Source organism: Thermomonospora cellulosilytica, from assembly GCF_014138835.1.
GTDB lineage: Bacteria > Actinomycetota > Actinomycetes > Streptosporangiales > Streptosporangiaceae > Thermomonospora > Thermomonospora amylolytica.
Genome location: NZ_JACJII010000001.1, coordinates 6,370,760 through 6,393,038 on the forward strand (window position 1 = coordinate 6,370,760; position 22,279 = coordinate 6,393,038).

The 22,279-nt window shown below is 72.4% G+C and carries 22 protein-coding genes and 3 tRNA genes; 11 read left to right on the forward strand and 14 right to left on the reverse strand.

The window, feature by feature from the left end; translation table 11 throughout:
- The first annotated feature begins 8 nt into the window (after window positions 1-8).
- Window positions 9-713, forward strand: a complete 705-nt coding sequence (locus HNR21_RS30035; protein ID WP_182707797.1) for a maleylpyruvate isomerase family mycothiol-dependent enzyme — start codon at window positions 9-11, stop codon at window positions 711-713.
- Window positions 714-728: 15 nt separating this feature from the next.
- Here HNR21_RS30035 and HNR21_RS30040 read toward each other — a convergent pair whose 3' ends face one another.
- Window positions 729-1,928 carry a globin domain-containing protein gene (locus HNR21_RS30040; RefSeq protein ID WP_182707798.1) on the reverse strand — a complete coding sequence of 400 codons (1,200 nt, stop codon included), beginning with the start codon at window positions 1,926-1,928 and terminating at the stop codon, window positions 729-731.
- A 77-nt stretch (window positions 1,929-2,005) separates the two neighbouring features.
- Window positions 2,006-2,446 (reverse strand): RrF2 family transcriptional regulator, encoded by a 441-nt coding sequence (locus HNR21_RS30045; protein ID WP_182707799.1) that lies wholly within the window; start codon window positions 2,444-2,446, stop codon window positions 2,006-2,008.
- 291 nt (window positions 2,447-2,737) lie between these two features.
- Here HNR21_RS30045 and HNR21_RS30050 point away from each other — a divergent pair, with 291 nt between their 5' ends.
- Window positions 2,738-5,248 (forward strand): ATP-dependent Clp protease ATP-binding subunit, encoded by a 2,511-nt coding sequence (locus tag HNR21_RS30050; protein ID WP_182707800.1) that lies wholly within the window; start codon window positions 2,738-2,740, stop codon window positions 5,246-5,248.
- A 72-nt stretch (window positions 5,249-5,320) separates the two neighbouring features.
- On the opposite strand, the gene HNR21_RS30055 is transcribed toward HNR21_RS30050, so the two are convergent.
- Window positions 5,321-6,574, reverse strand: a complete 1,254-nt coding sequence (locus tag HNR21_RS30055; protein ID WP_220500154.1) for an IS30 family transposase — start codon at window positions 6,572-6,574, stop codon at window positions 5,321-5,323.
- A gap of 101 nt (window positions 6,575-6,675) precedes the next feature.
- Between HNR21_RS30055 and HNR21_RS30060 the strand changes: the two genes are divergently transcribed.
- The 7 genes from HNR21_RS30060 to HNR21_RS30090 all read left to right on the forward strand — a co-directional run bounded on the left by HNR21_RS30060 (window position 6,676) and on the right by HNR21_RS30090 (window position 12,989).
- Window positions 6,676-7,209, forward strand: a complete 534-nt coding sequence (locus tag HNR21_RS30060; RefSeq protein ID WP_246442374.1) for an RNA polymerase sigma factor — start codon at window positions 6,676-6,678, stop codon at window positions 7,207-7,209.
- On the forward strand, window positions 7,206-7,805 hold the full coding sequence (locus HNR21_RS30065) for a permease-like cell division protein FtsX (protein WP_182707801.1): 600 nt from the start codon (window positions 7,206-7,208) through the stop codon (window positions 7,803-7,805). Before HNR21_RS30060 ends, HNR21_RS30065 begins: the two co-directional genes overlap by 4 nt.
- 471 nt (window positions 7,806-8,276) lie before the next feature.
- On the forward strand, window positions 8,277-8,705 hold the full coding sequence (locus HNR21_RS30070; protein ID WP_119729262.1) for a hypothetical protein: 429 nt from the start codon (window positions 8,277-8,279) through the stop codon (window positions 8,703-8,705).
- Between the two features lie 100 nt (window positions 8,706-8,805).
- The gene (locus HNR21_RS30075) at window positions 8,806-9,798 is read left to right on the forward strand and encodes a hypothetical protein (protein WP_182707802.1); all 993 of its coding nucleotides are present in this window, start codon (window positions 8,806-8,808) and stop codon (window positions 9,796-9,798) included.
- The gene (locus tag HNR21_RS30080; protein ID WP_182707803.1) at window positions 9,795-11,078 is read left to right on the forward strand and encodes a peptidoglycan-binding domain-containing protein; all 1,284 of its coding nucleotides are present in this window, start codon (window positions 9,795-9,797) and stop codon (window positions 11,076-11,078) included. The genes HNR21_RS30075 and HNR21_RS30080 overlap by 4 nt, the downstream gene beginning before the upstream one ends.
- Complete coding sequence (locus HNR21_RS30085; protein WP_312881419.1) at window positions 11,065-11,751, forward strand: ABC transporter ATP-binding protein; 687 nt, start codon at window positions 11,065-11,067, stop codon at window positions 11,749-11,751. Before HNR21_RS30080 ends, HNR21_RS30085 begins: the two co-directional genes overlap by 14 nt.
- Window positions 11,748-12,989, forward strand: a complete 1,242-nt coding sequence (locus tag HNR21_RS30090) for an ABC transporter permease (RefSeq protein ID WP_182707804.1) — start codon at window positions 11,748-11,750, stop codon at window positions 12,987-12,989. The genes HNR21_RS30085 and HNR21_RS30090 overlap by 4 nt, the downstream gene beginning before the upstream one ends.
- A 118-nt stretch (window positions 12,990-13,107) precedes the next feature.
- On the opposite strand, the gene HNR21_RS30095 is transcribed toward HNR21_RS30090, so the two are convergent.
- The 8 genes from HNR21_RS30095 to HNR21_RS30130 all read right to left on the reverse strand — a co-directional run bounded on the left by HNR21_RS30095 (window position 13,108) and on the right by HNR21_RS30130 (window position 18,135).
- Window positions 13,108-14,175, reverse strand: a complete 1,068-nt coding sequence (locus HNR21_RS30095) for an SUMF1/EgtB/PvdO family nonheme iron enzyme (protein WP_182707805.1) — start codon at window positions 14,173-14,175, stop codon at window positions 13,108-13,110.
- A gap of 5 nt (window positions 14,176-14,180) precedes the next feature.
- Complete coding sequence (locus tag HNR21_RS30100) at window positions 14,181-15,527, reverse strand: radical SAM protein (RefSeq protein WP_182707806.1); 1,347 nt, start codon at window positions 15,525-15,527, stop codon at window positions 14,181-14,183.
- Window positions 15,527-16,174, reverse strand: coding sequence for a hypothetical protein (locus tag HNR21_RS30105; RefSeq protein WP_182707807.1), 648 nt, complete (start codon window positions 16,172-16,174; stop codon window positions 15,527-15,529). Before HNR21_RS30105 ends, HNR21_RS30100 begins: the two co-directional genes overlap by 1 nt.
- Before the next feature lie 55 nt (window positions 16,175-16,229).
- Window positions 16,230-16,312: transfer RNA gene (locus HNR21_RS30110), tRNA-Tyr, on the reverse strand.
- 26 nt (window positions 16,313-16,338) lie between these two features.
- A tRNA-Leu gene (locus HNR21_RS30115) sits at window positions 16,339-16,412 on the reverse strand.
- A 1-nt stretch (window position 16,413) separates the two neighbouring features.
- Window positions 16,414-16,490: transfer RNA gene (locus HNR21_RS30120), tRNA-Leu, on the reverse strand.
- 333 nt (window positions 16,491-16,823) lie between these two features.
- The gene (locus HNR21_RS30125; RefSeq protein WP_182707808.1) at window positions 16,824-17,336 is read right to left on the reverse strand and encodes a hypothetical protein; all 513 of its coding nucleotides are present in this window, start codon (window positions 17,334-17,336) and stop codon (window positions 16,824-16,826) included.
- Between the two features lie 133 nt (window positions 17,337-17,469).
- Window positions 17,470-18,135: an acetamidase/formamidase family protein gene (locus tag HNR21_RS30130; protein ID WP_119729254.1), complete on the reverse strand. Its 666-nt coding sequence runs from the start codon at window positions 18,133-18,135 to the stop codon at window positions 17,470-17,472.
- 214 nt (window positions 18,136-18,349) lie between these two features.
- Here HNR21_RS30130 and HNR21_RS30135 point away from each other — a divergent pair, with 214 nt between their 5' ends.
- A complete protein-coding gene (locus tag HNR21_RS30135) occupies window positions 18,350-19,351 on the forward strand; it encodes a D-alanine--D-alanine ligase (protein WP_119729253.1) in 1,002 nt (333 codons plus the stop codon).
- A gap of 19 nt (window positions 19,352-19,370) precedes the next feature.
- Here HNR21_RS30135 and HNR21_RS30140 read toward each other — a convergent pair whose 3' ends face one another.
- Entirely contained in the window at window positions 19,371-20,378 is a 1,008-nt protein-coding gene (locus HNR21_RS30140; protein WP_182707809.1) for an NAD(P)H-dependent glycerol-3-phosphate dehydrogenase, read from the reverse strand.
- A gap of 86 nt (window positions 20,379-20,464) precedes the next feature.
- Entirely contained in the window at window positions 20,465-21,214 is a 750-nt protein-coding gene (locus tag HNR21_RS30145) for a lysophospholipid acyltransferase family protein (RefSeq protein WP_182707810.1), read from the reverse strand.
- Between the two features lie 94 nt (window positions 21,215-21,308).
- Between HNR21_RS30145 and cofC the strand changes: the two genes are divergently transcribed.
- Entirely contained in the window at window positions 21,309-21,995 is a 687-nt protein-coding gene (gene cofC / locus HNR21_RS30150) for a 2-phospho-L-lactate guanylyltransferase (protein ID WP_182707811.1), read from the forward strand.
- Here cofC and HNR21_RS30155 read toward each other — a convergent pair.
- Window positions 21,964-22,182 carry a hypothetical protein gene (locus HNR21_RS30155; protein WP_220500355.1) on the reverse strand — a complete coding sequence of 73 codons (219 nt, stop codon included), beginning with the start codon at window positions 22,180-22,182 and terminating at the stop codon, window positions 21,964-21,966. The two genes, cofC and HNR21_RS30155, sit on opposite strands and share 32 nt — an antisense overlap.
- Window positions 22,183-22,279: the final 97 nt, after the last annotated feature.

The window sequence follows — 22,279 nt, forward strand, 5'->3', positions numbered from 1 at the left end:
TTGGGCTGATGGACGTTGCACCGCTGAAGGACCTCGACCCGTTCGGCATCTTCGACGCCGAGGCCGCCCGGCTGGAGGCGTACTTCGACGGGCTGTCCGGTCAGGAGTGGGACCGCCCCTCGCGGTGCGCCGGCTGGTCGGTACGGGACGTGCTGGCGCATCTGGCCGGTGAGGAGCTGTACAACCACGCCTGCCTGGACGACGACCTGCCCGGCCTGTTCGCCCTGCTGGAACGGGAGGGCGTCGGGGGGCTGGCCGCGTTCAACGAGTGGTGCGTGAGCACCCGCCGGGACCGGCCGGTGGCGGAGGTGCTGGACGAGTGGCGCACCCAGAACGCCGACACCCGGCGGCGGATGCGCGAGCGCGGTGCCGACGCGGCGCTGCCCACCATGGCCGGGCCCTATCCGGTGGGCCTGCAGACCTTCCACTACTGCTCCGAGTACGCCACCCACGCCGACGACGTCGGGGCCCCGGTGACGGACGACGAGGCGCCCGAGCGCACCGACTGGCGGTGCCGGGTCGGGCTCTTCGCACTGAGCGAGACCGACACGCCCGTCCAGGTCGAGGCCGCTGGCGACCGCTATCTGGTGCGGCTGGGAGAGCAGCGGGCGGAACTGTCGCCGGCCGAGTTCGTGGACGCCACCACCGCGCGCCTGCCGGACGACCACCCGCTGCCCTCTCCGCTGCGCACCGCACTGCGCTGCCTGGCCTGATGCGGGTCGGCCGGCTCAGGCGTCGGCCAGCCACAGGTCGGGGCCGAAGACCTCGTAGTGGATGCGGGACGGCGGGACGCCGCGGTCCAGGAGCCGGGCGCGGACGGCGCGCATGAACGGCAGGGGGCCGCACAGGTAGGCGCGGACGTCCTCGGGCACGTCGATGCCGGACAGGTCGGCCAGGCCGGTCCGTTCGGCGGGCCACTCCCCCACCGGGTGCTCGTACCAGACGTGCGCCTGCGCGTCGGGGAGCTTGGCCACGAGCAGGTCCAGGTCGGTGCGGAAGGCGTGGCTGTCCTGGCTGCGGTCGGCGTGCACGACGATGACGCGGCGCGGGGATCCGGTGTTGGCCAGATGGGCGAGCATGCTGATGGTCTGGGTGCAGCCGATGCCGCCGGAGGCCAGCAGGACCGGCGACTCGCCGTCGTCGAGCACGGTGTCGCCGAACGGGGCGCTGACGGTGAGCACGTCGCCCTCGCGGACGTTGTCGTGCAGCCAGGTGGAGACCTCGCCGGCCGGGGCGCCGTCGGCCGCGGCCACCCGCTTGACCGTGATCCACCGGTCCGTGCCGTTGGGGGCGCACGACAGGCTGTACTGGCGGATCTGGCCGGCGCCGTCCGGCAGCGGGACGCGCACCGACACGTACTGGCCGGGCCGGAACGGCGGGGCGGGCGAGCGGTCGGCGGGGCGCAGCATGAACGTCACCGCGTCGGGGGTCTCCTGGAGGCGGCCGACGACCCTCCAGGGCCGCCACACGTCGCCGTCCGCGACACCGGCCTCGGCGTACAGCCTGGCCTCCTGCGCGATCAGCGCCCCGGCCATCAGCCAGTAGACCTCGTCCCAGGCGGCGGCGACCTCGGGGGTGATCGCGTCGCCGAGCACCTCGGCGATGGCGGCGAACAGGTGCCGCTGCACGATCGTGTACTGGTCGGCGGTGATGCCGAGCGAGGCGTGCTTGTGGGCGATCCGGGCGAGCATCGCGTCGGGCCGCCGGCCGGGGTGCTCCAGCAGCATCCCGGCGAACGCGGCGATCGAGCCGGCCAGCGCCCTGGCCTGGGTGCCGTTGGCCTGGTTGCCCCGGTTGAACAGGTCGCGGAGCAGCTCGGGGTGGGCGGCGAACATCCGGTCGTAGAAACGCGGGGTGATCTCCCCGATGGCGTTCGCGACGGCGGGCAGGGTGACGCGGACGAGGGCGGCCGACTGGTCGGACAGCATCGTTCCTCCAAATAGGAATCTGATACTCGAATTATCCGGCCGCCCTGCCGGGGGTCCGCACCGGGGGTGGGGAACCGCTAGGGACGCCGGTCCAGCAGCCGGACCAGCACCGGCTCGGAGGGGCCGTCCACCAGATCGCGCACCGTCACCGGGTCCAGGGCCGCGTAGAACGCCTCCTGGGCGCGGCGCAGCGCGTCGCGCAGCCGGCAGGCCGACCGCAGCGGGCAGGGCGGGGAGTCCTCGCAGCCCGCCACGTCGCCCGCGCCCTCCAGCTCGCGCATCAGAGCGCCGATCGAGGCGTCGCGGCCGCGCTCGGTCAGCACCAGCCCGCCGCCGCGCCCACGCCGGGCCTCCACCACGCCGAGCTCGCTCAGCCGGCCGACCACCTTGGCCACATGGGTGTACGGGGCGTTCACGGCCTCGGCGACCTGGCGGGTGGTGTAGACCTCGGCGGGATCGGCCACCGCCAGCCGCATGGCGATCCGCAGCGCCAGATCCGTGAACCTCGTGAGCCGCACGCCTTCACGGTACCCAGGCCGCACGCCCCGCGGGCGACCGGTGATGCCGGCGCCCCGGGGGGCGGGAAGGCATGCGCGCATAGTGACGTCACCGGCGCCGCCGACCCATCCCCATCCGCCTTCCCACAAGGGATCCGTCACAAACGATCAACTCGCGCGTGACCGTGCCTTTTCGCTTGCGGCGTACGGAGGAAGCATCAGGGGCCGGTAGGTAGTTGGATGTCTTGTACGGCTCAATAGTCCCCGGCCTCGAAGGTCTCCTTGGGGACCGGCGCCTGAGGAGGCGACTGGATGTTCGAGAGGTTCACCGACCGCGCGCGGCGGGTCGTCGTCCTGGCCCAGGAAGAGGCCCGGATGCTCAACCACAACTACATCGGGACCGAGCACATCCTTTTGGGGTTGATCCATGAGGGTGAGGGTGTGGCGGCGAAGGCTCTGGAGAGCCTGGGGATCAGTCTTGAGGCGGTGCGGCAGCAGGTCGAGGAGATCATCGGCCAGGGGCAGCAGGCGCCGTCGGGGCATATCCCGTTCACGCCGCGGGCCAAGAAGGTGTTGGAGCTGTCGCTGCGTGAGGCGTTGCAGCTGGGTCACAACTACATCGGGACCGAGCACATCCTTTTGGGGTTGATCCGGGAGGGTGAGGGTGTTGCGGCGCAGGTGCTGGTGAAGCTGGGTGCGGATCTGAACCGGGTGCGGCAGCAGGTGATCCAGTTGCTGCACGGCTACCAGGGCAAGGAGCCCGCGGCCGCGGGGCCGGCCGAGTCGGCGCCGCAGGGGTCGGCGGTCCTGGACCAGTTCGGCCGCAACCTGACCCAGGCGGCCCGTGAGGGCAAGCTCGACCCGGTGATCGGTCGCGACACCGAGATCGAGCGGGTCATGCAGGTGCTGTCCCGCCGTACCAAGAACAACCCCGTCCTGATCGGTGAGCCCGGCGTCGGCAAGACGGCCGTGGTGGAGGGCCTGGCGCAGAAGATCGTCAAGGGCGAGGTGCCGGAGACCCTCAAGGACAAGCAGCTCTACACCCTCGACCTCGGTGCCCTGGTCGCGGGCTCCCGCTACCGCGGTGACTTCGAGGAGCGTCTGAAGAAGGTGCTCAAGGAGATCCGCACCCGCGGCGACATCATCCTGTTCATCGACGAGATCCACACCCTGGTGGGTGCGGGCGCCGCCGAGGGCGCGATCGACGCGGCGTCGATCCTGAAGCCGATGCTGGCGCGCGGCGAGCTGCAGACCGTGGGCGCCACGACGCTCGACGAGTACCGCCGCTACCTGGAGAAGGACGCCGCGCTGGAACGGCGTTTCCAGCCGGTGCAGGTGGCCGAACCCTCGCTCGCGCACACGATCGAGATCTTGAAGGGTCTGCGGGACCGGTACGAGGCGCATCATCGGGTGTCGATCACCGATGGGGCGTTGGTGGCGGCGGCGCAGTTGGCGGATCGGTACATCTCGGATCGGTTCCTGCCGGACAAGGCGATCGATTTGATCGATGAGGCCGGCAGCCGGATGCGGATTCGGCGGATGACGGCGCCGCCGGATCTGCGGGAGTACGACGAGAAGATCGCCGGGGTGCGCCGGGAGAAGGAATCGGCGATCGACGCCCAGGACTTTGAGAAGGCCGCCGCGCTGCGCGACACCGAAAAGCAGCTCCTGGCCGCCAAGGCGCAGCGGGAGAAGGAGTGGAAGGCCGGCGACATGGACGTGGTCGCCGAGGTCACCGAGGAGCTGATCGCCGAGGTCCTGGCCACCGCCACGGGTATCCCGGTGTTCAAGCTGACCGAGGAGGAGACCTCCCGGCTGCTGCGGATGGAAGAGGAGCTGCACAAGCGGGTGATCGGCCAGGAGGACGCCATCCGCGCGCTGTCGCAGTCGATCCGCCGCACCCGCGCCGGGCTCAAGGACCCCAAGCGGCCGGGTGGGTCGTTCATCTTCGCCGGCCCCTCCGGTGTCGGGAAGACCGAGCTGTCCAAGACGCTGGCGGAGTTCTTGTTCGGGGACGAGGACGCGCTGATCCAGCTGGACATGAGCGAGTTCATGGAAAAGCACACCGTCTCGCGGCTGTTCGGCTCCCCGCCCGGCTACGTCGGGTACGAGGAGGGCGGGCAGCTGACCGAGAAGGTGCGGCGCAAGCCGTTCTCGGTGGTGCTGTTCGACGAGATCGAAAAGGCCCACCCCGACATCTTCAACAGCCTGCTGCAGATCCTCGAAGACGGGCGGCTGACCGACGCGCAGGGCCGGGTGGTGGACTTCAAGAACACCGTGATCATCATGACCACCAACCTGGGCACCCGCGACATCTCCAAGGGCCAGTCCCTCGGCTTCACCCGCGCCGACGACCACGCCGGGGACTACGAGCGGATGAAGGCCAAGGTGCAAGAAGAGCTCAAGCAGCACTTCCGGCCCGAGTTCCTCAACCGGGTCGATGACATCGTGGTGTTCCACCAGCTCACCCCCAAGGAGATCATCCAGATCGTCGACCTGATGATCGCCCGCGTCGACGAACGGCTGCGGGACCGGGACATGGGCATCGAACTCAAGCCCGCCGCCAAGGACCTGCTGGCCACCCGCGGCTACGACCCGGTACTCGGCGCCCGGCCGCTGCGCCGCACCATCCAGCGGGAGATCGAGGACGCCCTGTCGGAGAAGATCCTGTACGGCGACCTGAAGGCCGGACAGATCGTCATCGTCGACACCGAAGGCGAGGGCGAGGGCGCTAAGTTCACCTTCAAGGGCGTGCCCAAGCCCGCCGGCGTCCCCGACACCCCACCCCCCGTCGAAGGCGCCATCAACTTCAACAAGGACTGACGCCGACGACCGGTGACGCAAAAGGGCCCGTACCTGCAAGGCGGATTCAACGGGTCGTTGCAACACAGATGGTCAACTGGCGGTTGCCAGTAGCTTAGCGAGACGCTGGGCTGGGGTTTCCCAGCCCAGCGTTTTGCGTGGTCGGCTGTTGAGACGGGCGGCGATCGCGGCGAGGTGTTCGGGGGTGTGGACCGACAGGTCGGTGCCCTTGGGGAAGTACTGGCGGAGCAGCCCGTTGGTGTTCTCGTTGGAGCCTCGTTGCCAGGGCGAGTGCGGGTCGCAGAAGTAGACGGGCAGGTTGGTGGCGAGGCTGAACTGCTGGTGATCGGCCATCTCGGCGCCTTGGTCCCAGGTGAGGGACCGTCTCAGCTCGGCGGGCAGCGTGCGCATGGTGGTGGTGAGGGCGGCGGCGACGGTCTGGGCGTCCCGGCTGCCGGGCAGCGGGACGAGCAGGACGTAGCGGCTGGCGCGCTCGACCAGGGTGCCGATCTGGGACTGGTTGCCCGCCCCGATGATCAGGTCGCCTTCCCAGTGGCCGGGGACCGCACGGTCGTCGGCCTCGGCCGGCCGCTTTGAGATCATCACCATTGGGCCGGTGAAGCGAGGTTGGCGCTGGTCGGGACGCCGGTGGGGTTTGCGGACGGTCCGCCCCGTCCGCAACGCCCTGGTGAGTTCGCGGCGTAGTTCGCCGCGGCCCTGGACGTAGAGAGCCTGGTAGATCGTCTCGTGGGACACGTGCATCTCCGGGCGGTCGGGGTGGGCCAGCTTCAGCAGGTTGCTGATCTGCTCGGGGCTCCATTCCCGCTCAAGCCCGGCCCGCACCGCTTGCTTGAGCTCCGGGTTGGCCGCGATCTTCCCTTGTTTCGGGCGGGGCCTGCGGGCGTCGGCACGGGCCTGGGCGGCATGCGGCCGGTAGTCGCCGCTGCCGGGGTGACGGTTGCGTTTGATCTCCCGGCTGATCGTCGAGGCCGGTCGGCCCAGCTCAACGGCGATCTGCCGGATCGAGATCTTCTCCCGCCGCCGGTCGGCGATCACGATCCGCTCGTCCTCGCTCAAGTACCTGCCCGAACACGAAGGCGGCTCCACCGGCACGTTCGCCGGTGGAGCCGCCTTGTTCTTCCCGGACGCTCTGCGTCCGTTCCGCCAGCGCCTGCCGGTCTTCGGGTTCACCCCGACGATCCGGCACGCGGCCTCGTTGCCGTGGCCCTGCCGCATGAGCTCGAAGTATGCCGCCCGCTCAGCGGCCAGCTTCACCGGCCCCTGCGGCGACCGAACCCCACGGATCTCGAAGTCCAACACAACCCCCCAAGAACTGAGGTGTTGCATCGACCCCTAGAACCCAAGCAAAGGTGCGGGCCCTTCGCCGTTCCGGTCCGTTTTCCGGGCCGGGCGGAGCAACCGGAGGGATTCCCCGGTGTCTCTGGGACATGGAGGCTGAAGCAGTGGTGTTCGGCCGGGCGATGGACGGGCATTCCGAGGACGTCGCGACGGCGGTCACCGCCCTCTACGAGGGGCATGCCCTCGGGTTGATGAGGCTGGCGCTGGTGATGGTCGGCGACCGGCCCACCGCCGAGGACGTCGTTCAGGAGGCGTTCCTCGGCCTGTACCGGCGGTGGCCGCACCTGCGGGACCGGGACCGGGCGCTGACCTATGCCCGGTCGGCGGTCCTCAACGGGTGCCGCAACGTGCTGCGGCGCCGCCGGCTGCCGTTCCGGGCCGAGCACCTGCCGCCGATCTGGTCGGCGGAGGCCGCGGCGATCGTGGGCGAGGACCGCCGCGAGGTGATGACCGCGCTGCACCGCCTGCCCGCCCGCCAGCGCGAGGCCCTGGTGCTGCGCTACTTCTGCGAGCTGTCCGAGGCGGAGATCGCCGAGACGATGCGGATCAGCCGGGGCACCGTCAAGTCCACCACCTCGCGGGCGATGGCCGCGCTGGCCCGGATGCTCAGGGAGGTCCAATGAACACGCAGCGGCGCCTGCGCGACGCGCTCACCGCGGTCGGCGACACGCTCGGCCCGCAGGACGTCCCGGAACTGCGGCTGCCGCCGGAACGGCCCCGCGCCTCCCGGCGAGCCGCTCCCCTCGCGGTGGCGGCGGCGCTGGCGGCCGTCACCGCCGGAACGTTCCTGGCGTTCGCCCCGGCGGGCGGCGACGGCCGTGAACCGGCGGCCCGCCCCTCCCGGACGGCGGCCTCCGCGCCGGTCCACGAGCGGAACCTGTCGGTCTTCCTGTGCGGACGTGACTCCGGCAACCCCGCCTGCGGGCGACGCGACGTCACCGCCGCCCAGCGCGCGGACGTCCAACGGCGGCTGGCCGCCCTTCCCGAGGTCAGGTCGGTCACGTTCGAGTCGGCGCAGCAGGCCACCGAACGTCTGCGCACCCGCATCGCCGAGAATCCCGGGACCACCGCGTCCCTGCAGCCGGGGAGCGTCCCGGCGGTGTTCCGGGTGGTCCTGCGCGCCCCCGAACGGTACACGGCGGTCACGGCCGCGATCGCGGCGCTGCCGGGGGTGGACGTGATCGTGCCCGGCCATCCGCTGGCCGTGCCACGGCGGTGAAAAGCCGGTCTGACCGGGTCCGGCCACCGCTCCGGCCGCCCCGGCGAGCGCCCGAAACCCGGTGGCCGGTCCCGGGGACGGGTCCGTCGAGCCGGACCGGAGCCGCACGGGACGGCGGTCCCGCGGACCGGCGGCGACCGCCCCCACGGCCGGCTCCGCCGATCCACCACCGGAAAGGAGACGGCGTGAAATATCGACGATCTTCGGACCGCGCCGCGAAAGCACCGGAAATGACCGACCGGAACGGCACCTCCGGCCGACTCCGGACAAATGATCTCCACCGTCGCCATAAATGCCGTGTTAATGTCCTGGACATCCACGCAAACAGGCACGGGGGCCTTGAGAGAGAGAACTCTTTTCCGTCGGCTGCACCGGCATCGCCAGATGCGATTATGCCGGCGACGGTTCGGGGGTTCGGTTTGCGGCTTCTTCGGGCGCCCGGCCGCAGCGACGGCAAGGAGGGCCGACATCATGCTCGGCAAACTGAGGACAACGGCGGTCAGGGCCGCCACCGGCGGCGCGTTCATCGGCGCCATGGCGGGGGCGGCCATCCTGGCCGCGCCGGCCGCCTCCGCCGCCGACATCGGCGACGGGCAACTGGCCTGCAACACCGGCGAGATCTGCTTCTTCTACTACTCGACGTCCATCGCCGAGAACTCCAACCCGACCCGCCACTTCTGGTACAGCGACTACTACCACGAGGACGACACGTTCAACAACCGCGGGCTGAGCGGCGTGCGGTTCCACGACAACTCGCGCTCGTACCGCAACCGCGACACCGCGTGCTCGGTCCGCATGTACAACGAGGGCGTCGGCTACGTGACCATGCCGCGGGACGGCGTCTACCGGAACTTCCCGAGCGGGTGGCAGGACGTGAACAACTGGCACGTGCGCTGCTAGCACGCGACCGCGGGGCCGGGTCCGTCGGGGACCCGGCCCCGGCCGGTCCCCGACGGCCGCCTTTCGCGTCCCGGCCCGCCGAGATAGGACAGTGACGATGGTGAGAAAAGCTCGATGGATCTCCGGCGGGCTGGCCGCCCTGTCGCTGGGCGCATTGTGCGCCTCCTGTTCCTCCGGCGACTCCTCCGGCGCCGGCCCGGCACCCGAGTCCGCCGGGCGGCTCTCGTTCGAGCAGTTCCCCGAATACAAGGTCGAACTGCTCAACTATGCCCATGTCAAGCTCACCGCCGAATGCATGAAACAGGCGGGATATCCGCAACTGGCGCAGGCCGGAGTTCCGGAACCGGACCGCGCCCGCAACCTCATGCGGATCACCCCGGCCCGTTTCGGGCCGCCCGACGAGGCGCACGCCCGCCGGTACGGATTCGGCTACGAGTGGAACTCTCCCGCCCAGCCGCCGTCCGTCGTCAGCTTCGACAAGTCCTTCGACAAGAGCCACGAACGCTGCCAGGAGGACGCCTGGCGCAAGATCGGGCCGTCCGCCAAGCGGCTCTATTCGAGCATCAACGACCTGTCCAACAAACTGATCACCGACTATGGCCGGCAACTACAGGCCCACCCGGAATGGACACGCCTCAACAAGGCGCTGCTGAGCTGTCTCGCCGAGAGCGGATACCGGCCGGTCGCCACCCCCGGCGGCGGCGCCGGCCCCGGCAAGGAGGGCCAGGGCCGTGATCCCGGCGCCGCCGGCGCGCCCGCGTCCTCGGCCGGCCAGCCGGAGCCGCGCAGCTTCGGCGTCCGGCTGGGCTTCGGCGGCCGGGAGGAGTCCTGGCGGCCCACCCCGCGCAGAGGCACCGTGCAGGTCGGACCCGCGATCCCCGCCCGCGCCTACGTGCCCACCGCCGAGGAGGTCAAGTTCGCGGTGGTGTACGCCGAGTGCAACCAGAGCACCGGCCGTACCAGAACGCTGACGGAGATCTCCCGGAAACTCCAGGACGAGGTGATGCGCCGCCACGAGACCGAGTTCACCGAGCTCACCGCGACACTGGACACCCTCGTCACCCGCGCCGCCACCCTGATCGGCAGAACATGAGCGAGCCGGAGGAGGAGTCCGGCGTTCCCGGTGGCCGGACGGTGCGGCGGGGGCGGCGGGCCGGGGTGGCGGTGTTCGCGGCGGTCGTGGTGTCGCTGGCGGTGGGCGGTGTGGTGGTCGGCCCGCGGTTGAAGTCGCCCGCGCAGGTGGTGGCCGACGCGGCGCCGCCGGAGGCGTCGGTGGTCACCGCCGTGGCGGAGGAACGGCGGCTGACCGAGCCGGTGATCCTGCGCGGCAGGGTCAAGCCGGGGCCGAGCGTCCCGCTGCGTCCCCCGGCGGCGGCGGTGGGCGAGGCCAGCGTCGTGACCTCGGTGCCGGTGCGCAAGGGCGACAGGCTCCGGGAGGGACAGGTGCTGCTGGTCCGTTCGGGCGAGCCGATGTTCGTCGTCCGGATGCCGTTCGCGCTCTACCGCGACATCCTGCCCGGGATGACCGGCCCGGACGTGGCCGAGATCCAGCAGGTCCTGCGGCGGCTCGGCTACCGCACCGGGGCGCGCGGCGCATACGACGAGGTCACCCAGGCGGCGGTGGACAGGTTGTACCGCGACCGCGGGCACCGCGCCCCGCGTTCGGCCGCGCCGGACACCGGCGGCGGCGGCGACGGCGGCGACGGCGAGCCGGACCCCGGCGGCCGGGAGCCGTCGCCCCAGGCGGACGCGCCCGCCTCGGGGCCGGTGCTCGCCCGCTCGGCCGTACTGCGGGTGGACCGCACCGGGCGGCGCGTCACCCGGGTCCGGGTCAAGGTCGGGTCGGTGCTGTCCGACGCCCGGAGCCCGCTGGTGGAACTGGACGGCGGCGACCCGTACCTGGAGACGCTGGCCACCGCCGAGCAGGTGGACCTGCTGCGCGAGGGGCTGCGGGCACAGGTCACCGACGACGTGGCGGGCCGCCGGGCCGAGGCGGAGATCGTCTCGGTGGGGCGCAGCGTGGTGAACGGCGGGCAGGGCGAGGAGAGCGGGTTCCGGATCCGGCTGGAGTTCACCGGCGCGCCGCTCGAACCGGCCGAGGACCGGACCGTCCGCATCGACGTGGGCGCGGCCGACGGCTCCGCCGAGGTGCTGGCGGTGCCGGTGACCGCGGTGTTCTCCCGCCCGGACGGCGGCACCCAGGTGACCGTCCTCGGCCCCGGCGGGCGGCGCACCGACGTGACGGTCACCGCCGGGAAGATGGCCGGCGGCTGGGTGGAGATCACCGACGCGGTGCCGGACGGCGTGCTCGGCCCCGGCACCCCCGTCGTGGTGAGCGAGAGCAACCTCGGAGGCACCGGTGGCCGAGGCTGACGGCGCCGCGCTGCTGCGGCTGGACGGGGTGAGCCGGGTCTACGACGACGGCTTCCCGGTGCACGCGCTGCGCCCGACGACCCTGGACATCGCCCGCGGCGCGTACGTGACGATCACCGGCCCGTCCGGCTCGGGCAAGTCGACGCTGCTCAACCTGCTGGGGCTGCTGGACACCCCGACCGCGGGGTCCTACCGGGTGGACGGGGTGGAGCTGTGCGGCGCCGCCGAGGTGCTGCGGAACGCGGTGCGGGGGCAGATGTTCGGCTTCGTGTTCCAGGCGTTCCATCTGCTGCCCGGGCGGACCGCGCTGGAGAACGTGGAGATCGGCATGCTGTACGGGCCGCACGGCCGCCGGGCGCGGCGCGCGCTCGCCACGGAGGCGATGGAACGGATCGGGCTGACGCACCGGCTGCACGCCGACCCGCGCACGCTGTCCGGCGGGGAGCGGCAGCGGGTGGCGATCGCCCGGGCCATCGCCGCCCGCCCGCGGGTGCTGTTCTGCGACGAGCCGACCGGGAACCTGGACTCGGCCAACACCGCGAACGTGCTGGAGCTGCTGCGGGAGCTGAGCCGGGCCGGGCTGACCGTGGTGGTGGTGACCCACGAGCCGGAGGTCGCCGCCGCCGGCGAGCAGCGGCTCCGGGTGGTCGACGGGGTCGTGGGACCGGCATGAGGCCGCTGCGGCGGGCCGGGGCCCGCCACCGGGACGCCATGGCGGCGCTGGGGGTGCGCCCGCCGCGACTGCGGCCGTGGGATCTGGGCCGCGAGTCGGTGACCTCGACGCTGCGGCATCCGGGCCGGTCGCTGCTGACCGCGCTGGGCACGGTGCTGGGCGCGGCGGCGTTCGTGTCCACCCTGGGCCTGGGGTCCACGCTGGAGCACCAGGTGTCGGAGTCGTTCGACGTGCGGCGGGCCACCGAGGTGCTGGTGCGGCCCGGGCAGGCGGGGCTGGCCGCGGACTGGCACTCCGAGCGGCGGCTGGCGCGGCTGCGGGAACTGAACGGGGTGGCGGCGGCGGGCCGGCGGATCCTGCTGGAGGAGCAGCCGGTACGGCGGTTCGCCGCCTTCACCGCCGAGCAGTCCCGCATCAAGCTGATGGGCGCCGATCCGGAGGCGCTGCGCGCGATGCGGCCGCGGATCACGGCGGGCCGCGCCTACGGGGACTTCCACGAACGGCGGGCGGCGCCGGTGGTGATGCTGCCCGCGCCGCTGGCCCGGCAGCTGGGGGTGACCCGGATCGGCACGGCGATCTTCATCGGCGACCGTCCGTACACCGTGATCGGCGTGTACGACCAGGTGGCGCGGCGGCCGGAGGCGATGCTGGCGCTGCTGGTCCCGGCGCGGACCGCCGATCCGCTGGCCGCCGGGGCCGGGCAGGCCGAACGGGACGTGCTGGTGGCGACGGTGCCGGGCGCGGCCCAGACGATCAGCGCCCAGGCGCCGCTGGCGCTGCGCCCGGAGGGACCCGGGGCGCTGGAGGCGGTCGCCCCGCCGGATCCGCGGACGCTGCGCCGGGAGATCGAGGGGGACGTGACCCGGATCAGCCTGATGCTCAGCGTGGTGGTGATGGCGATGGGCACGGTGTCCATCGGCAACGCCGCGACCGCGGGCATCGCCGCCCGGATCCCGGAGATCGGGCTGCGCCGTTCGGTGGGCGGCCGGCCGTCGCACATCTTCCTGCAACTGCTCGGGGAGACGTCGCTGCTGGGCGGGTTCGGCGGGGTGACGGGGGCGCTGACCGGGGTGGCGGTGATCTCCGGGGTGTCGCTGTGGAACGGCTGGACCCCGGTGATCGATCTGGGGGTGGCGGTGGCGGCGTCGCTGGGCGGCGCGGCGGCCGGCACGGTGGCGGGCCTGCTCCCGGCGGTCCGGGCGATGCGGATCGAGCCGGTGGCGGCGTTGCAGCGCTGACGGCGCACGACAGGCGGCCGGAGGACTCCGACCGCCTGCCACGCAAGTCCCGGCCGGGTCCCCTGAGAGAGTTTGCGGCTTCTTCGGAGACCGCGCCGGTGCGACATGCGCCTCCAGACTAGCGCCGGGTCCGCGGCTCCCGGCGGCACAGCCGGAAGCCGATGGTGGGGCTCATGTAGTTGCCGTGGTCGCCCACCGCGCAGGACATCCGGAACGACACCGTGACCACATCGGCGCAGTCCGCCCAGGATCCGCCGCGCAGCACCTTCTCCTGTCCCTCGGCCGGTCCGGTCGGGTCGGCCTCCGGGCTGTGGGCGTAGTACCGGGCGTCGTACCAGTCGGCCGTCCACTCCCACACCGAGCCCGACATCGCGTACAGGCCGTACCCGTTGGGCGGCAGGCGGCGCGACGGCAGGACGGAGAACTCGTCGAAGCGGTCGAAGTCGCACCGCTCCGGCGTGGGCGGCTCGTCGCCCCACGGGTAGCGGCGGCCGATCAGCCCGCCGCGGGCGGCCCGTTCCCACTCGGCCCCGGTGGGCAGCCGGTAGACGGCCCGCCCGGTGGTCAGGCGACGGCCCATCTCCGCGGCCTGCTCCCAGGAGACGCTGACCATCGGCTTGGTGTCGTACCGCCAGGGCCGCTCGGGGTCCTCGCGCGGCGGGGTGCCGAAGATGTCCCGCGAGTCGATCTCCCGGTCGCCGCTGTACCACTTGTGCGGGGCGGCGTGGGCGTGCCAGTCGACCGCGCGGGTGGTGGCGTCCTCGCAGTACTGGAGGCGGATCTTGTTCTCGAGGAAGAAGCCGAAGTCGTCGTCCCCACCGCGGGGCGACCCGTCCGGGGGCGGCTCGCAGTCCATGAGCGCGCAGTAGGCGGCCCAGCTGATCGGGGCCTCCGACAGCCAGTAGTGCGGCAGGCGCACCGGATGCACCGGCCGTTCGTCCGGTTCCCCGGTCTCGGAGCCCATCAGGAAGGTGCCGCCGGGGACGTAGCGGAACGTGATGCCGTGCTCCACCACGGCCAGCGAGTCCAGCAGCGCGGCGCGGGCCTCGGCGATCTCGGGGTCGGCCGGGTCGAGCCCGTGGGCCCGGTCGTAGGCGGTCGCGGCGCGGTGCCGGTCCCCCGCCGCCTCCAGTTCCCGCGCCAGCGCCAGCAGTTCGCGGGGGTCGCCGACGGTCTCCAGGTCCATGCGCCTCACCCGCACGAGCCCCGGCGGCGCGGGGTCACGTCGACGATGGACAGCGGGTTGCGGACCGTCCGGTGCGGGTCCCGTTCCAGGCTCACCTGGTCGGTGATCCACGGGTCGGGAGCGTTGACCGACCCGTTCAGCACCAGCGCGCGGGCCCGGCAGCCCCCGGCGAACGTGGCGGTGTTGCCCCGCCCGCTGGCCGGCTCGGAGTGCGGCAGCGCCCGGATCGCCCGGAACCCGGCGCTGTGGTGCCAGATCTCGGCCAGCGACGACTCGCGCACGTTGGCGGCCACGAACTGCGGCCCCAGGAAGCTGCACGGGTTGACGTCGCCGGACACCGAGATCGAGCAGACCAGGTTGCCGGCGCCGCACCCGTAGTTCTGGTGGACGACGGACTGGGTCTCGCTCCGCGAGTGCGGGCCGAACGGGTCGATGTGCCGCAGGTCCATGGACCCGTCGTCCCCCATCCGCGCCAGCGTGTCGAGGGCGGTGTTGTACTCGGCGAAGCTCGGCATCAGCTCCGGGTGGTCGCGGGCCACGCCCACCGGGTACAGCGGGCGGAACACGGCGGTGTCGGCGCCGACCCGGTGGGCGAGCCGGGCGCACTCCTCGACCTCGGCCACGTTGCCGCTCATGATCGTGAACGCCAGGGTGAACCGGGCGTGCCGGCGCAGCACCTCCAGCCGTTCCAGCACCCGCTCGAACGTGCCCGCGCCGCGGATCCGGTCGTTGGACTCCGCGGTGGCGCCGTCCAGGCTGACGTTCAGCCACACCAGGTCGCGCCTGCCGAACTCGCGGGCGATCTCCTCGGTGATCCGCAGCCCGTTGGTGGTGACGCAGGGCGCCAGCCCGTGCTCCAGCGCCAGGTCGATGATCTGGAAGAGGTCCCTGCGCAGCAGCGGCTCCCCGCCGGTCAGCCCGAGCCGGAAGCTGCCCAGCGAGGCCATCTCGGCGAACAGCCGGTCGATCTCCGCCAGGGTCAGCCGCCGCTCCCGGCGCGGCAGTTCACCGGCGAAGCAGTGGGTGCAGGTCAGGTTGCACGACGAGGCGACCTCCAGGTGCACCGCCAGCGGCCCCACCAGATGGTCCGGCGGAACGCGCACATCGCCGAGAACGGTCCCGGCGAACCGGCCGTCGACGGTGAAGAATCCCAGCTCGTAGAAATGCTCGAAGAACCGCACGACCGTTTCGCGCTCGTCGTCCGCGGAATCGGCGAGAACGGCCTCGATCGGCGCGTCGTGCAACCGGCGCAGCACGGCGGTGGCGGCGTCGTCGAACGGCAGGTACCGCGAGGTGCGCCGGTCGAACACCAGGCTGCCGAAGAACTGCGGGATCAGGACCAGCGGTCGCATCACGCCTCCTGCCCGCCGGGCGCCGGAATGGTGAACTCCTTGCGGATCCACACCCGGTCGTCCCGCCCCTCGACGCCCAGCCCGACGGCCCCGAATCCGGTGAGCTTGGTGATCCGGTAGGCGGCGGGATCCCATTTCTCCGGGTCCTCGGGCGGCGGTCGTTCCTCGTTGCGGACCATCGGCGGCCAGCCGGAGTCGTCGAATCCGGGGAGTTTCCAGGAATCGTCGCGCGGCTCGTCGAACGTGTACCGCCAAGTCCCGTCGTCAGCGGTCGTCAGCGTGTGCCGGACCAGTTCCGGAGCCGACCGCTTCACGTGCCGGTCCTGGTCGGGACGGTCGCCGGCGGCGAACATCAGCACCATGAACGCCGGATCGACGCCCTCGATCGCCAGCGCCAGCGCGTGCTCGCCGAACCCCACCACCGGCCGCGACGACGGCGGCTCGGTCCCGTCCAGCCACAGCCTGACCCGGCCCGGGGTGTGGGACCACAGGGTGAACGGCACGCCGGCCCGTGGGTCCCGCCAGCGCAGGACCACTCCCCCGCAGCCCGCCGGCACCTCGCAGTGCCCGTGCTCCTCGAGGATGAACAACGGCGACGACTTGGCGTACCGCGACAGCGAGTTGAGCTTCAGCTCCCGATCCTGCATGGCCCCCCTCGGCGACCGGAGATCCGGCGGAGCGATCATTGTGTCACCGTTTCGGTGGGGCGGGTGGGATTCGAACCCACTCAGCGCGAGGCACCTGCTTTACAGGCAGGCCCGACTCTCCCGCGTCGGCGCCGCCCCCGGGACGGGGAAAACCGTGTGCCGCGTGCCCCCGGCAGGATTCGAACCTGCAACCTCTTCGCTCTCGACGAAGCGCCTCTACCGGTTGGACCACGAGGGCATGGTGCGGCTCCCGGGATTCGAACCCGGAACATCCACTTCCTGAGAGTGGCCTCTCTGCCTGTTGGAGTAGAGCCGCGTGGTGGATCGAGGAGGCGTCACTGCGATCGTCGCGGCCCGGAAATCAGGGATAAAGGATCCGGCCGTGGCGGGCGAGTGACGCCCAGGGCAGTCGAAGCGATAGCCGCCTCATGGCCGGTCCTCCTCTCAGGGTCCCTCGTGCGCCGTTCTCGTTTCCGGCTGACGGGTAAGACTCTGCCACCCGTTCGGGAACGGGGCAACGCATTTTCCCGGCGGGATTTCCCGGCCGGTGAGCAGGAGAGCGCCAGGACCTGCCGGCCGGCACGCCTCCGGACATGAAGCGCCCCGGTCCGGGGCTAGGTCGGACCGGGGCTCTGTCCCGGCGGGCGTTCTACAGGAACCGGGACAGGTCTAGGAAGGACGGGTCGTCGTCCGCCTGGGCCGTCGTCTCCGCCGCCTGCTGGCCGGTGCCGGTGGAGGCGTTGCCGGAGGCGGGCTGGGAGCCGGTGGAGCCCTTGCAGTCGACGGTGATCCTCTTCTGGCCGGCGGCGACCAGGGAGCCCATCGAACTCCAGGTCAGCGCGTACTCCCCGTCGGGGACGCGGATGACGCCGCTGCTGCCGGAGCCGTTGTCCAGGTGGATCGTGCCGGAGACGATCACGGTCGAGGAGGAGTTCTCGCGCTGGAGCCGGTAGCGCAGCGCACGGTCGTCCTGGAAGCCCGTGGCGTCCAGGTAGAACCGGCAGACCCGGGTCGCGTCCTGGGCGGTGTCCTCCGAGACGCCGGCGGGGCGGACGGTGATCCGCCCGTCACCGGGCGCGGCCAGGGCGGGCAGGGCGGGCAGGGCGGGCAACGTCGGAACGGCCAGCGCCAGCGCGGCCGTGAGGATCGTCTGTCGCATCATGAACAGGCGTCTACCTGGCCACGGTTCAAGACAATCCCCGCCGACGGTCTGGGATCGGCCGCCGGGCGGCGCGAACCGGCCCGTTCCGGCACCGAACGACGCGAGAACGGCGGACCGGGGCCGGTGGGACGGGTCAGGCGACGTCCGGGTCGGGCATGAGCATCGGGCCGCGGATGCCGAACCGCTCGACGCCCTGCTTGGTGAGGTTGATCCGCAGGTCGATCCAGCCGGACCGGGCGGGGCCGCAGTCCGGCGCCCCGCGCCCGGGGAAGTGCAGGTCGCCCACCGACAGCTTGGCGCCGCGCACGTGGACGGGCAGCAGGATCCGCGAACCGGAGGTCAGCGGTGCGATGGCGCAGGAGCCGATCTCCCGGCCGCGCGCCACGGTCGGCACCGCCTCGGCGGCGACCTGCTCGTAGCCGAACAGCCCCGGGTGCACCCGCCCGAGCAGCGCGCCGCGCGTGTCCACCGGGCCGAGCCCGGCGGCCGGCAGGCTCTGCGGCGCGGGCGCGCACCCGATGACGCCGGGGTGGCCGCGGCCGGAATCCCCGTCGCCGCGCCCCACCTCGAGCACGTCCACCACGATCACGTCGCCGGCCTCCGCGCCGACCACCACGATCGGCCCGCACAGCACCGGTTCACGGCCGGGTGGTCCGCCCTCGCACTCCAGCCGTATCGAACCGCCGGTGATCACCTCGGCGACGCCCGGTATGTCGGGGTGCCAGCGGTTGTGGCCGGGCACGGCCTGCGCGGCGGCCGGGACGGGCGAGTGCGGAAGCAGCGGCGCCGGCGACAACATCACAGTGGTCTTCCCTTCGCGGTGAACTCGATGGGAAATGGTGTTCCCGCCGCTGTTTCGGATCGGTTTCCCGGCGCTTACGACCCGGTAAGGACCCGCCCGCCACGGGCCGCCGCCGGGGCTTCCGGGGGCACCCGGGTGTCTTGCTACCCTGCTGCGGACGCGGGCCCCGAACCCGGATCGGCCCAGCACACAGCAGCAATGGGGATGGCTGATGCGTATTGCCGTGTTGTTCGGAGGGGCGAGCGCGGAACGGGACGTTTCGATCGCCAGCGCCGCACAGGTCTTCACGGCACTGCGGGATCGCGGGCACGACGTCGTCGCCATCGACACCGCCCGGGGACCGCTGGCCCCCGAGGAGGTCGCCGCGTTCGTCGGCGCCACCGTCGCCTACGATCCGCCGGGCCTGTCCGACATCCCGGCCGCCGAGGTGACCGCCCGGCTGGTCGCCGAGGGCGGTCCGCTGCGCGAGGTGGACGTGGTGTTCCTGGCGCTGCACGGCGGCTCCGGGGAGGACGGCACCCTGCAGGCGCTGCTGGACTCGGCGAACGTCCCGTACACCGGCAGCGGGGTGCTGGGCAGCGCGGTGGCGATGGACAAGGACGTGTCCAAGCGGCTGTTCCGCTGCGCCGGGGTGCCGACCCCGGACTGGCTGATGGCGCCGGCCACCGTGGAGGAGGTCGCCGAGCGCATCGGGTTCCCGGCCATCGTCAAGCCCAACACCCAGGGCTCCACCATCGGGCTCACCGTGGTCAAGGCCCCCGAGCAGCTCGCCGGGGCGATCGAGACGGCCGCCGCCTACGACCGCGAGGTGATGATCGAGCGGTTCGTGCCCGGCCGGGAACTGGTGGTCGGGGTGCTGGACGGCCGGGCGCTGGCGGTCGGCGAGATCGTGCCGCAGCTCGGCGAGATCTTCGACTACCAGAGCAAGTACCAGGTGGGCGGGGCGGTCGAGACGTTCCCCGCCGACCTGCCCGCCGACGTCACCGCCGAGGCGCAGCGGCTGGCGGTGGCCGCGCACCACGCGCTCAAGCTGGGCTCCTACAGCCGGATCGACTTCCGGATGGACACGGGCGGCGGGCTGTGGTGCCTGGAGGCCAACACGCTGCCGGGGATGACCGCCACCAGCCTGATGCCGCAGTCGGCGGCGGCGGCCGGCATCGGCTTCGGCGACCTGTGCGAACGCCTGTGCGCCTCGGCCCTGCGGGACCGCTGAGCCCGCCGGGCGGCGGCCCTCACACGCCGTAGCGTTCCGGCTTGGGCGAGCGGGACATCAGCAGGGACGCCGCCTCGGCGATGCTCATCCCGTGGTGCATCACCGCCGCCACCACCTCGGTGATCGGCATCTCCACGTTGTGCTTGCGGGCCAGCTCCAGCACCGCCTCGGAGGACTTGACGCCCTCGGCGGTCTGCTTGGTGACCGCGATGGTCTCCTCCAGCGTCATGCCGCGGCCCAGGTTCTCCCCGAACGTGCGGTTGCGCGACAGCGGGGAGCTGCAGGTGCCGACCAGGTCGCCGAGCCCGGCCAGCCCGGCGAAGGTGTGCTCGTCGGCGCCCAGCGCCGCGCCCAGCCGGGCGATCTCGGCCAGCCCCCGGGTCATCAGCAGCGCCCGGGTGCTGTCGCCGAAGCCCAGCCCGACCGCGATGCCGACGCACAGGGCGATCACGTTCTTGACCGCCCCGCCCAGCTCGCAGCCCACCACGTCGGTGTTGGTGTAGATCCGGAAGTACGAGGTCATGCAGGCCGCCTGGATGCGCTGGGCGGTGCGCTCGTCGACACAGGCCGCCACCGCCGCGCCGGGCTGGCCGGCGGCGATCTCGCGGGCCAGGTTGGGGCCGCACACCACCGCGATCCGGTCCGCGGGGGCGTCGGTGACCTCGGCGATCACCTCGCTCATCCGCCGGCCGGTGCCCAGCTCGATCCCCTTCATCAGGCTGACCAGCACGGCGTCGCCGGGCAGCAGGGGCCGCCAGGCGTGCAGGTTCTCCCGCAGCGTCTGGCACGGCACCGCCAGCACCACCAGGTCGGCGCCGTCCAGCGCCTCGGCCGGGTCGGCGGTGGCTCGCAGCCCCTCCGGCAGCGTGATGCCCGGCAGGTACTGGGTGTTCTCGTGCCGTTCGTTGATCTGCTCGGCGATCTCCGGACGGCGGGCGCACACGATCACCTCGGTGCCCGCGTCATGCAACACCTTGGCGAAGGTGGTGCCCCACGATCCCGCACCCAGTACTGCCGCTTTCGTCAATGCCCGCTCCGTCGTCGATGCCCTGGTACCCGTGTCCGCCGTGTACGCCCGGCCGCCGGGCGTCCCCCGGCGGCCGGGCGGCCCGGTCACGAGGCGGCCGCGTCCCCGCCCTCGCGCCGGCGGCGCTCGGCGATCGCCTTCTTGTGGTCGTACAGCTCCTTGGGCGGCTCCTCGCCGCGCAGCTCGCCCAGCAGGTCGGCGATGGCCCTCATGATCTCACCCGTGGCCTCGCGCAGCACCGTCGCGGTCATCGGCCTGCCGGCGTACTTGGACAGGTCGACCGGCTCGCCGGCGATCACGTGCATGGTCTTGCGCGGGAACGGGCGGAACTTCTTGCTGCCGTACGGCAGCAGCTCGTGCGCGCCCCAGTGGGCGACCGGCACGACCTTGGCGCCGGTGGAGATGGCCAGCCGGGCCACGCCGGTCTGCCCGGTCATCGGCCACAGGTCCGGGTCGCGGGTGCAGGTGCCCTCCGGGTAGAACATCAGGCACTCGCCGGCCTTCAGCGCCTCCTCGGCGGTCTTGAGGGCCAGCGCGGCGTCGGCGCGGTCGCGGTACACCGGGACCTGCCCGGTGCCGCGCAGCACCGCCCCGATGAACTTGGCCTCGAACAGCGGAGACTTGGCCAGGTAGACCGGGTAGCGGCCGGACTCGTACACGAAGTGGGCCAGCGCGAGGGGGTCGGCCCAGGACAGGTGGTTGGCGGCGATGATGATGCCGCCCTCCCTGGGCACGTTGTGCCGTCCGCGCCAGTCGCGCTTGAGCAGCGCGTACAGCAACGGGCGCAGCACCACGATCGTGAACTTGCGCCACCGCGGCGAATACTCGTGACTCATGCCTGCCTTCCTCCGGCCGTTCCCCGCCAGGAGCATGCCACTCCCGGGGTGGGCCTCAAGTTTCGCGGGTGTCGCCGCATAGTGTCGAGTTGCGATGCCTGCCGAAACCTCACATCACACCAAGACGTCATGGTCGCTGGTCCTGCCCGTGAAGGTGCTGTCCAGGGCCAAGACCCGGATGGCCGCGGCGGCCGGGCCCCTGCGGGAGGCGCTGGCGCTGGCCGTGGCCGCCGACACCGTGGCCGCCGCGCTGCGCTGCGCCCTGGTCGCCGAGGTGATCGTGGTCACCGACGATCCGCTCGCCGCCTCGGAGCTGTCCGCGCTGGGCGCCCGCACAGTGCCCGACGAACCCGACCGGGGCCTCAACCCGGCCCTGGCCTACGGCGCCTCCGTGGCCCGCCGCGCGCGGCCGGACGTGGGCGTGGGCGCGATGTCCGCGGACCTGCCGGCGCTGCGGCCCGCCGAGCTGGGCCGGGTGCTGACGGCCGCCGCCGCCTTCCCCGAGTCGTTCGTCCCGGACGCCGCCGGGGTGGGCACCACCCTGTACGCCGCCCGTCCCGGCGTGCCGTTCTCCCCCGCGTTCGGCCCGGACTCGCGGGCCCGTCACGCTGCCCAGGGCGCCCGCGAGCTGGCCCTGGAGGACATCGCCAGCGTCCGCCGGGACGTCGACACCCCCGACGACCTGCGCGCCGCCCTGGCCCTCGGCGCGGGCCCCCGCACCACCGCCCTGGCCGCCCGCCTGCCGTCCCTCAGTCCGGGAGCGGAAACGTCGACAGGGTGACCACCCGGACCCTCCCGTCCTCGAGGGCCAGGTTCACCCGCTGCCCGAACCGCAGCAGCCGCAGCCCCCCGGCCGCGAACGCCTCGGCGTCGAACCCCAGCTCCGTCCCGTCGTCCAGCAGCACCGTCCCGCTCCGCGTCTCCACGTCGAACGACCCCACGGTGCCCTGCACCCGCACACCACCCATACCGCGACCTTAGCCCTGTCCCGCTCCCCGAGCCCCTGCACCCCGGCGTCCGAAGACCTCGCACCCGAAGGTCCTGAAGGCCACCGCGAGCGCGCCG

Excerpts from the sequence above, each read along its gene's own strand:
- HNR21_RS30035 (WP_182707797.1), top strand. The coding sequence starts at position 9 with ATGGACGTTGCACCGCTGAAGGACCTCGACCCGTTCGGCATCTTCGAC.
- HNR21_RS30040 (WP_182707798.1), bottom strand. The coding sequence starts at position 1,928 with ATGCTGTCCGACCAGTCGGCCGCCCTCGTCCGCGTCACCCTGCCCGCC.
- HNR21_RS30050 (WP_182707800.1), top strand. The coding sequence starts at position 2,738 with ATGTTCGAGAGGTTCACCGACCGCGCGCGGCGGGTCGTCGTCCTGGCC.
- HNR21_RS30055 (WP_220500154.1), bottom strand. The coding sequence starts at position 6,574 with ATGCAACACCTCAGTTCTTGGGGGGTTGTGTTGGACTTCGAGATCCGT.
- HNR21_RS30060 (WP_246442374.1), top strand. The coding sequence starts at position 6,676 with ATGGAGGCTGAAGCAGTGGTGTTCGGCCGGGCGATGGACGGGCATTCC.
- HNR21_RS30065 (WP_182707801.1), top strand. The coding sequence starts at position 7,206 with ATGAACACGCAGCGGCGCCTGCGCGACGCGCTCACCGCGGTCGGCGAC.
- HNR21_RS30070 (WP_119729262.1), top strand. The coding sequence starts at position 8,277 with ATGCTCGGCAAACTGAGGACAACGGCGGTCAGGGCCGCCACCGGCGGC.
- HNR21_RS30080 (WP_182707803.1), top strand. The coding sequence starts at position 9,795 with ATGAGCGAGCCGGAGGAGGAGTCCGGCGTTCCCGGTGGCCGGACGGTG.
- HNR21_RS30090 (WP_182707804.1), top strand. The coding sequence starts at position 11,748 with ATGAGGCCGCTGCGGCGGGCCGGGGCCCGCCACCGGGACGCCATGGCG.
- HNR21_RS30095 (WP_182707805.1), bottom strand. The coding sequence starts at position 14,175 with ATGGACCTGGAGACCGTCGGCGACCCCCGCGAACTGCTGGCGCTGGCG.
- HNR21_RS30100 (WP_182707806.1), bottom strand. The coding sequence starts at position 15,527 with ATGCGACCGCTGGTCCTGATCCCGCAGTTCTTCGGCAGCCTGGTGTTC.
- HNR21_RS30105 (WP_182707807.1), bottom strand. The coding sequence starts at position 16,174 with ATGCAGGATCGGGAGCTGAAGCTCAACTCGCTGTCGCGGTACGCCAAG.
- HNR21_RS30125 (WP_182707808.1), bottom strand. The coding sequence starts at position 17,336 with ATGATGCGACAGACGATCCTCACGGCCGCGCTGGCGCTGGCCGTTCCG.
- HNR21_RS30130 (WP_119729254.1), bottom strand. The coding sequence starts at position 18,135 with ATGTTGTCGCCGGCGCCGCTGCTTCCGCACTCGCCCGTCCCGGCCGCC.
- HNR21_RS30135 (WP_119729253.1), top strand. The coding sequence starts at position 18,350 with ATGCGTATTGCCGTGTTGTTCGGAGGGGCGAGCGCGGAACGGGACGTT.
- HNR21_RS30145 (WP_182707810.1), bottom strand. The coding sequence starts at position 21,214 with ATGAGTCACGAGTATTCGCCGCGGTGGCGCAAGTTCACGATCGTGGTG.
- cofC (WP_182707811.1), top strand. The coding sequence starts at position 21,309 with ATGCCTGCCGAAACCTCACATCACACCAAGACGTCATGGTCGCTGGTC.
- HNR21_RS30155 (WP_220500355.1), bottom strand. The coding sequence starts at position 22,182 with ATGGGTGGTGTGCGGGTGCAGGGCACCGTGGGGTCGTTCGACGTGGAG.